General features: G+C 64.5%; 6 protein-coding genes and 2 pseudogenes. 4 read left to right on the plus strand and 4 right to left on the minus strand.

The window, feature by feature from the left end; all coding sequences use genetic code 11:
• Positions 1 to 337: pseudogene (locus tag IEW19_RS23840) on the minus strand (hypothetical protein); the annotation flags it as partial.
• Positions 338 to 481: 144 nt separating this feature from the next.
• Positions 482 to 1,024, minus strand: a complete 543-nt coding sequence (locus IEW19_RS22930; RefSeq protein ID WP_188573853.1) for a hypothetical protein — start codon at positions 1,022 to 1,024, stop codon at positions 482 to 484.
• A 157-nt stretch (positions 1,025 to 1,181) separates the two neighbouring features.
• Here IEW19_RS22930 and IEW19_RS22935 point away from each other — a divergent pair, with 157 nt between their 5' ends.
• Together IEW19_RS22935 and IEW19_RS22940 are read left to right on the plus strand one after the other, a co-directional pair.
• Positions 1,182 to 1,412, plus strand: a complete 231-nt coding sequence (locus tag IEW19_RS22935; protein ID WP_188573854.1) for a hypothetical protein — start codon at positions 1,182 to 1,184, stop codon at positions 1,410 to 1,412.
• Between the two features lie 374 nt (positions 1,413 to 1,786).
• The gene (locus tag IEW19_RS22940; RefSeq protein WP_188573855.1) at positions 1,787 to 2,575 is read left to right on the plus strand and encodes a response regulator transcription factor; all 789 of its coding nucleotides are present in this window, start codon (positions 1,787 to 1,789) and stop codon (positions 2,573 to 2,575) included.
• A 33-nt stretch (positions 2,576 to 2,608) separates the two neighbouring features.
• On the opposite strand, the gene IEW19_RS22945 is transcribed toward IEW19_RS22940, so the two are convergent.
• Together IEW19_RS22945 and IEW19_RS22950 are read right to left on the minus strand one after the other, a co-directional pair.
• Positions 2,609 to 3,085, minus strand: coding sequence for an Hpt domain-containing protein (locus IEW19_RS22945; protein WP_229748732.1), 477 nt, complete (start codon positions 3,083 to 3,085; stop codon positions 2,609 to 2,611).
• Between the two features lie 721 nt (positions 3,086 to 3,806).
• Positions 3,807 to 4,142: pseudogene (locus IEW19_RS22950) on the minus strand (response regulator transcription factor); the annotation flags it as partial.
• 146 nt (positions 4,143 to 4,288) lie between these two features.
• Here IEW19_RS22950 and istA point away from each other — a divergent pair.
• Both istA and istB read left to right on the plus strand, forming a co-directional pair.
• The gene (istA, locus tag IEW19_RS22955) at positions 4,289 to 5,812 is read left to right on the plus strand and encodes an IS21 family transposase (RefSeq protein ID WP_188573858.1); all 1,524 of its coding nucleotides are present in this window, start codon (positions 4,289 to 4,291) and stop codon (positions 5,810 to 5,812) included.
• A gap of 77 nt (positions 5,813 to 5,889) precedes the next feature.
• Entirely contained in the window at positions 5,890 to 6,663 is a 774-nt protein-coding gene (istB, locus tag IEW19_RS22960) for an IS21-like element helper ATPase IstB (protein WP_188573859.1), read from the plus strand.
• Positions 6,664 to 7,277: the final 614 nt, after the last annotated feature.

The raw sequence follows: 7,277 nt of genomic DNA on the forward strand, positions 1-7,277 counted from the left end.
GCCATCGTGTGTTTGTGTCCTCTCGTGAGATTCCTAGACAGTTCTCACTGACCATCGCACGATGGCTCTTCACGTCAACGAAGCGACGCTCAGAACCGAGATTTACACCACTCCACGGGACGTGACCTAGGTCATGGGGGTCCAGGCAGAGCCCTGTGGCGTTGTTTGTGGCTTCGCTGCGCACTCCGACCAGGCGGTATTCCCAGTCGGGAGGCAGGATCGCGGTTCTTTTGCCGGCCCCTTCGATGTAGAAGCCGTAGGTTGCATGGAACTCCGACCACTCCCCCACGTCGAAGCTGAGCTGATCGCTCAGGGCATCGGCGTCCGCATCACGCATCGGCGCGATGTCAATCTCCGGGGACATCGTGGCCTCGGCGGGCAGCTGATCCTCAGTGTAGGACCGAGGATCGACTGGCTGCCGATGATGATGACCTGGTCATCTTTGATGATCTGTGTCGCGGCACGGATTGCGTGCTCGAGTTCATCCCTTCGCAAGTAACTGCGCCTTCTTCATCGCAACCAGCCTGTCCTCGGGGCTTAGTGCCCCGGCAAAGGGGCTGATCTGGCGCAGGTCCCTTCCCTCCTCGTCATCGGCCAGCATCGCCTTCTCCAGCTCGTCATCAGGCAAGCGAAGAAGTTCTTCCCACCGGTCCAGCCACCGCTCAGCGACAGCCGCCCGCGGAGTGCGACGCATACGTTCAAGATTCTCCCGCGCGAGGCCCCGCAGTCGCGACGGATTCTCCCGCAATCTCATCCCCAGCATGACATGCAGTTCAAACGGGAACCGCTCCTCACGCCGCGCTTGCGGATGCCGTCCCTTGGCTGTGCGGATCGCGTCCTGGATCACCGAAGCACTGCTTCCCAACCGCTCGGCGATTCCCCGCACCGACAGGCCCGAGGCGTGAAGACCCAGAATGCACTCCTGCCGGCCACGGGCCAGGACCAGCATCCGCTGCCGGGCCACCTCCGACTCCTCAGCCAAAGCCCTGGCCTCTGCCGATAGCCGCGTGATCACATCATCCATACATGTATGGTACCCCCATACAGTCACTTCCAGCTTTACGGAATATCAACTATCGGCTCTTTTAAATGCCTCGGGGAGTGCTGCAGAAGGGGCTATTTCTTTGGCATCATGTCGTGGTGTTGCCTTCAGACACCGGTTCCGGGCCTCGGTGGTTTTCGTGGGTGAAAGCGGTGGCGGCTGCTCAGCCGCTACCCCGGACCCGAAGGAGATCCTGGAGACGTTGCTGGCACGGGTTGAGGAGGTGATCCGGGAGACCGCGGTGGGCGCCAACGGTATCCCGGTTTTCGTGGTCGAAACAGTTCTGACCGACAATCTGCGTGCTGTTCTGCCAGGGGCGCGGTTCACCGCCCACGATATCCGGGCGTGGTCAGCACGGATTTCCAGGTGACAGGAACGACGGGCACCGCCCATGGTATTTCTGGTTTTCCCGGCAGGGAGGACACGCGGACCGATTGGCTTGTTCTTCCCGGGCGACCGCTGACCGCCTCCGCTGCACATGGCGGGGCTGCTGTCCGTTGCCCTCGGTAAACGAGGCATCGTTGCACTCGTTGTGGGGGAAAGAGCGCAGCCCGGGATATTGGGGGGTGCTCCGGGTTGCGAGGCAACTGGACGCCAAGGCCACCGTTCAGCCCTAAGTATGGGGGTGGTGAGGAAAACCCTCACCCGGGGCGCCTGTTTGGTTGTAGCTTGGAAAGTGGGGTCCCGACATCTGTGCCGGCGCTGGGCCTGCACAGCTTCTTCGGGTACTCAATGGAGGGGGCCATGGGCGAGTTGGGCGTGGCTTTAATTATTGAAGACGATCTCGATATGCGCGGGCTCCTGGAGGCCGTGCTAGGTCAAGCAGGTTTTGACGTTCATACCGCATCCGGGGGCAGGGAAGGCGTGCAAAGCGTTCGTGAGATTAGCCCGGACGTAGTGACCCTGGATATCGGTCTGCCTGACATCGACGGTTTTGAAGTTCTGCGCAGGATCCGGCAGTTCAGTACCGCGTACGTTGTGATGCTCACGGGCAGGGACGAGGAGGCCGATGTGCTGGCCGCCCTGCAAGGCGGCGCTGACGACTACATCACCAAACCGTTCCGGCCGCGGGAAGTCCGGGCAAGGATCACCGCGATGATGCGCCGGCCCCGGCATTCACCCCCGATCGCGGATGCAGACACGCCCCGACCTGCCGTTCAGCCGGTATCCCCCGGGCCCGGGAACAGCACCGGGGTCCTGCGGTACAACGGGCTCGAACTCGATTACAGACGCCGCACCGCATCAGTCCAGGGAACGATGGTGGAGCTGACACGCAGCGAGTTCGAACTGCTCCACGAAGTGCTGCAGGGAGCGGGAGCGGTCCTGTCCCGGGCTGAACTGGTCCGCGCCGTCCGGGGAGAGCAATACCGTGATAATACCTACATCAGCGGCGCGGATGAACGCGCCGTCGAAATCCACATCGGAAATATCCGGCGTAAGCTCCGCGACGATCCCGAATCACCACGCTGGCTGGAAACCGTCCGCGGGGTCGGGTACAGGCTCCCCGCACAGAGAACACGCGCATCACGGTGACCCCGAAGGCTGCCAAATAACAGGGACAACTGATCAGGGGCAGGCCAGGTCATACCGTCGCTGAAGTTCTGCCATGGTCTCCTGCCCGTGGAGCACTATCAGGCTCAGCAGGGTGGGCGCCTGCTGAAGATCGCCTTCCCGGAGGGCCGCTTCCAGGGCTTGGGCCAGATACGCCAGCCGTGAGCCGCCCACCATTGCCGAGGTCACTTTCAAACTGATGACCGCGTCCAGAGCTGCGTCCAGGTCCGCCTGCTGAACGGATTCCCTCAGCCGGGCCTGACGCTGCCCCCACATGGCCGCATAATCCCGGGCAAACTGCAGTGACATGCCCGGCACACCCAGATCTTCGGTCAGAGCTTCGAGAGCGGCCGGGTCCACCAGGGGCAGCGTCTCCACCGCGGGAGAACTTACAGCCCTGACGGGGAGCCCCCCACCATCCGCCACCAGAGAGGGACGGGCAGGTACCTCCCCCGGGTCCCCGGACTGGGTTGATGATGTTGAAGCGGCCATCATCCCACGCTACGACCCCCGAGGCCGCCAGAGGGTCAATATCGGCCGATCCTGCGGAAACACTTCGCCCGGCTTGAGGCTGAGGGAACCCCACAACTTGGCCAAAACGCGGGCAAATGCGAAGGGGCACGGGTGCCGGGCCACCCCTCAAAAACCCGGATTTGCCCCAGAGTCAGCACGAAATCCACCAAGCTTCCTTGGCGTGGTTGTGTCAACGTGATCGGAGCCCACTAGACCCGGCCCGAACGGTAACCCGCCGTCGGAGGCCCGGGGACGATGTTGTGAGGGTGTCTACGCATTCTTAGCTTGGTTTCTGCGGCTGTGAAACGAGTGCCACGGGCGGGATGATACCCGGGTTCCCGGAAGCTGGAAGCTGGCGTCCGGTGGAGGAGTGTGTCAGAGGTAGCTGCAGATTCGTTCGGGATCGCAGCTTGCGTCGGTCCCGGACGCGGCGTTGGTCGGCTCAACCAAGGCACCACAGACGAGACGGCGTCCGCCGCAACAGACACCTCCATGATCCACCCCGGCCTGATACGCAGCCAGAGCCTCGGTGAGGCAACCCGCATAATTTCTCCCACCACGGCGTGACCGCGACGCTGAACCGCTGGCCCTGTCGTCTGGCCGCGACGCCTGACGCCGGTGATTGTTCGAACCCGACGCGGACCCGCATGCCCGGCGGGCTTCAGCTGATGGGTCCGGGGGGCATCCTGTCCGCGAGCTGCCGTTGCATCATCATCCCGATCCTTGAGCGCAGCTCCCGCGGTCGGAATGGCTTGGTGATGTAGTCATCGGCCCCGGCCTGAAGCGCTGCCGATACGACAGCTTCATCGTCCCTGCCGGTGAGCATCACGATATAAGCGGCACTGAACTTGCGGATCCGCCGCAGGACCTCGATGCCGTTAATGTCTGGCAGCCCTACATCCAGGGTCACGATATCCGGGCTGATTTGGCGAACGACATCGACTCCTTCGCGGCCGTCCGAAGCGGTATGAACATCAAACCCTGACTGTCGTCCGCCACGTAATTCCCCACTCGTAGGTGGTTTTCGCCACGTAATTCCCCACCTTGAGCGGCGGTTCGCCACGTAATTCCCATGGGGACGACGTCACGGACCGCTGGTGCCTTGTCCGAGAGTCTTGCCTCGGGTCCGATGGTCGGGCCGGAGGCGGGGTTCGTGGTTTGGCGCGTAGGAGTGTGGCACCGATGGATCTGATCGAACTGTTCATGCATTGGGACGCTGGCCGCTCGAAGAGCGAGCTTGCGGTGTCGTTGGGCATGGACCGAAAGACCGTGCAGAAGTACTTGGCCCCGGCCGAGGCCGAGGGCCTTGTCCCGGGTCTCGGGCTCGCTGCCGAGGAGTGGCGGGACCTGGTCTCGGGCTGGTTCCCGACGGTCGTGGACGGCAGGCTGCGACAGATTACCTGGCCGGAGTTTGACGCCCGGATCGAGTGGGTGAGGGAGCAGCTGGACGCCGGGGTCGCCGGGGCCGTGGTCCACCAGCGCCTGGTCGACGAGCACGGGGTCAGGGCCTCGCAGCGTTCGTTTTACCGGTGGCTGGCCGCGACCCTGCCCGATGCCGGGCGGGCGGGACGGGCCCTGACGGTGCTCAAGCCGCCGTCCGCGCCGGGAGAGCTCGGCGAGGTCGATTACGGCATGCTTGGGCACTGGCGCGACCCGGCCACGGGCAAGGGCCACAGGGTCTGGGCGTTCGTGCTCACGCTGCCGTTCTCCAAGCAGGTCTTCGTCTTTCCCACGACCCGGATGGACCAGATGGCATGGACGAACGCGCACGTTGCCGCGTTCGAGCTCTTCGGCGGGGTCCCGCGCCGGCTCACCCCGGACAACCTCAAGACCGGGGTCATCACCCCGGACCTTTACGACCCGAGGATCAACCGGGCCTACGCCGAGCTGGCCGTGCACTACGGGACTTTGATTGACCCCGCACGAGGCTACAGGCCCAAGGACAAGCCGCACGTGGAGCGGATGGTCCAGTACGTGCGCGGCTCGTTTTGGGCCGGACGGTCCTTCACCTCGCTGGCCCAGATGCGTGCTGAGGCTGCGCGGTGGTGCCGTGAGGTCGCCGGCGCCCGCAGGCCGCGTGCCCTGGCCGGGCAGACATCCTGGGAGGTCTTCGCCGCCGTGGAGCGCCCGGCCCTGGTTCCTCTGCCGGCAAGGAGACTCGAACCGGCGGAATGGCGCACGGCCACGGTCGGGTCGGACTGCCACGCCTCGGTCAGGGGTGTGCTCTACTCCGTGCCTTACCAGCTCGTGGGGACCCGTCTGGACGTGCGGGTCAGCGCCACGATGGTCGAGTTCCACCTCGACGGGGCGATCACGAAGGTCCACCCCAGGATCACCAAGGGGCGCCAGACCGACCTGTCCGACTACCCGCCGGCAGCGGCGGGGTTCTTCACCCGCGACGCGGCATGGTGCCGCGCGAACGCGTCCCTGATCGGCCCCGCCGCCGCAGCCCTCGTCGAAGGCCTGCTGCAGGAACCGGCGGTCCACCGGATCCGTGCCGCGCAGGGCATCATCCGCCTCGCCGGCACCCACTTCCCCGAAGCGGTGGAGACCGCCTGCGCGGCCGCGGCAGCGGCCGGGGACCCGACCCTGAAAACCGTCAGGGGACTGCTCGCTGCCGGAGTCACCGTCCTGCCCGTACGACCCAACGGCGACAACGGCGCAGGAGCCTACCTCCGCGGCCCCGGCGCCTTCACCGCCAGCTGAACACCCTCGAACGCACGCCCCTGCCGGTATCTGTGCCGTCGGGACGCGCGTCCATCACCACGAAGAAGGAGATCATCATGACCACCACGACCAGCACCGGCCCGGGGCCCGTGGGCGCCGACCGCACCCAGCTCGCTGCTTCCCTGCGTGCCCTGCGTCTGTCCGGGATGCTCGGCTCCCTCGAGAACCGTCTCGCCCAAGCCGCCGACGGCCAGCTCGGATTCCTGGACTTCCTCCAGGCTCTGTGCCTGGATGAGATCAACCGCCGCGACTCCACGGGCCTGGAGCGGCGCACCCGGGCGGCGAGATTCGAATCCGACGGAAGGATCGAGAACTTCGACTTCACCGCGGACCCCGGCATCCCCGCTGCCCGCATCCGCGATCTAGCCAACACCGAATGGGTCCGCACCGGACAGCACGTGATCATCAGCGGACCCGTCGGCACCGGCAAGACCCACATCGCCACAGCGTTCGGGCACCAAGCCATCAGGGCAGGGCACACCGTCCGGTTCGCCCCGACCTCCCGGATCCTGGCCGATCTCGCCGGTGGCCACGCCGACGGGAGCTGGCCACGGCGCCTGCGCGCCTACACCAAACCCGATCTGCTCATCCTTGACGACTTCGCGATGCGCGAGTTCACCCCCGCCCAAGGAGATGACCTCTACGAGATCGTCAACGAACGCCCAGCCCGGTCCATCATCGTCACCACCAACCGGGCCCCCGAGCAGTGGTACCCACTCTTCCCGAACCAGGTCGTAGCGGAGTCCCTCCTGGACCGGCTCGTGAACAACGCCCACCAGATCACCATCCAGACAGGCTCCTACCGGGCCCGCAGCCGCCCTAACAACTGACCCCGTCCAACGCGAAAGCAGAAAGCAAAGACGGAACGAAAAACGGGCCTAAGCCCCGAACCTGCCGCCGCGAAGAAGGACTACCATGTCACCAGGCACTAAGGAATAACGTGACGAAAGCCCTGGGGAATTACGTGGCGGGCGACATGACTGGTGCAGTACAGCCTGAAGCAGGTTGCGCATGTCCAAATCGTCTTCGATTACCACAGCCACGCCTGTCTCGCGCATGGCCCCCTCCGTGAGTGCATCTGAAGAATACGTGCCGGCCCAGCGCCGGCACATTGTTCAGATCCGCATTCTCCAAGCTACAAGCAAACATGGACGTAGAGGAAAAATATTCAAATCCATTGGATTAGCGGCGCCCAGCCAACCGGGTGCAGTACGGTTCAGGTGTAGCCCGGTGCATCCCCCATGTGCCGGGCTACACACATTTCCTGAACACTGAGATGCCTCCGCTCCCGGCGAATGCCCCATCGTGCCGGGTGAACGGGACTGTCTGAATAACGGTGGATCCACAGTTGGCCTGACACGCCGGGCGTTGCCTGGCGGGGAGGACTGATCATGAGCGACACCATGGATCCCATGGCGACTGATGTGGATCAGCAAGAGTTAGC

The organism is Arthrobacter liuii, from assembly GCF_014639275.1.
GTDB classification, from domain to species: Bacteria; Actinomycetota; Actinomycetes; order Actinomycetales; family Micrococcaceae; genus Arthrobacter; species Arthrobacter liuii.

Bases quoted from the DNA above. Each gene is read 5' to 3' on its own strand.
- IEW19_RS22930 (WP_188573853.1), bottom strand. From the start codon at position 1,024: ATGGATGATGTGATCACGCGGCTATCGGCAGAGGCCAGGGCTTTGGCT.
- IEW19_RS22940 (WP_188573855.1), top strand. From the start codon at position 1,787: ATGGGCGAGTTGGGCGTGGCTTTAATTATTGAAGACGATCTCGATATG.
- IEW19_RS22945 (WP_229748732.1), bottom strand. From the start codon at position 3,085: ATGGCCGCTTCAACATCATCAACCCAGTCCGGGGACCCGGGGGAGGTA.
- istA (WP_188573858.1), top strand. From the start codon at position 4,289: ATGGATCTGATCGAACTGTTCATGCATTGGGACGCTGGCCGCTCGAAG.
- istB (WP_188573859.1), top strand. From the start codon at position 5,890: ATGACCACCACGACCAGCACCGGCCCGGGGCCCGTGGGCGCCGACCGC.